The 1,048-nt window shown below is 46.5% G+C and carries 1 protein-coding gene; it reads left to right on the top strand.

All coding sequences use genetic code 11. The annotated features are described in order from the left end of the window. Positions 1–1,048 (top strand): phage terminase large subunit (locus J7R05_RS07225; protein WP_246468263.1); only part of this gene is annotated, 1,048 nt, incomplete at both ends.

The raw sequence follows: 1,048 nt of genomic DNA, 5'->3' as shown, positions 1-1,048 counted from the left end.
TACGTGCTGCGTGGGGAGGGCGAGGATCAGGAAAGACGAGGTCCTTTGCCTTAATGGCAGCTTTAAAGGGCTATGAATATGGTATGGGTGGGATATCAGGGATTATCCTTTGTGCCCGCCAGTTTCAAAATTCGCTTGCTGAGAGTTCATTACAAGAGATTAAACGAGCGATTGAGACTTATGATTTTTTAAAGGACTATTACTGTGTTGGAGAGTCATCCATTAAGTCGAAAGATGGACGTATATCTTTTCAGTTTTCAGGGTTAGATCGCAATATTGCGAGCATTAAGTCGATGGGGCGTATTTTGCTTTGTTGGGTTGATGAAGCTGAACCTGTGACTGAAACGGCTTGGCAGACACTGATACCGACATTGCGAGAAGAAGGAGAGGGCTGGCGTGCAGAGCTTTGGGTGACGTGGAATCCGTTACGTGAGAATGCACCTGTTGAAAGACGCTTTCGTTTTACAAAGGATCAAAATATTAAAGGGGTAGAGATTAACTGGTCTGATAATCCTTTGTTTCCCCAAAAGCTGCAAAGAGCCCGCCTTGATGATCTTCAAAACCGTCCTGAGAGTTATAACCATATTTGGGAGGGTGATTATCTTAAAGCTGTGCAAGGGGCTTATTTTCAGAAGGAAATGTTAGCAGCCGAGCAAGAGGGGCGGGTTGGACGTGTAGCACGTGATCCTTTAATGCCCATTCGTGCTTTTTGGGATATTGGGGGCACGGGAGCTAAAGCCGATGCCACGGCCATATGGGTTGCACAGTTTGTAGGCAGGGAGATCAGGGTGCTTGATTATTATGAAGCGCAAGGTCAACCTTTATCTGAGCATATTGGGTGGTTGCGTTGCAATGGTTATGACAAGGCACTGATGGTGCTTCCTCATGATGGGGCGACAAGAGACCGTGTTTACAATGTGAGCTTTGAGAGTGCTTTAAATGAGGCTGGTTTTGACACACAGGTTGTGCCCAATCAAGGGGCAGGGGCTGTTAAGATGCGCATTGAAGCCGTGCGTCGTATTTTGCCTTGTGTTTGGTTTCATGAAGA

The sequence above is a fragment of the Bartonella capreoli genome (genome assembly GCF_902813205.1).
Classification (GTDB): Bacteria; Pseudomonadota; Alphaproteobacteria; order Rhizobiales; family Rhizobiaceae; genus Bartonella; species Bartonella schoenbuchensis.
The sequence above is the reverse complement of the archived record's forward strand: the minus strand, read 5'-3'. Positions and strand labels throughout refer to the sequence as shown.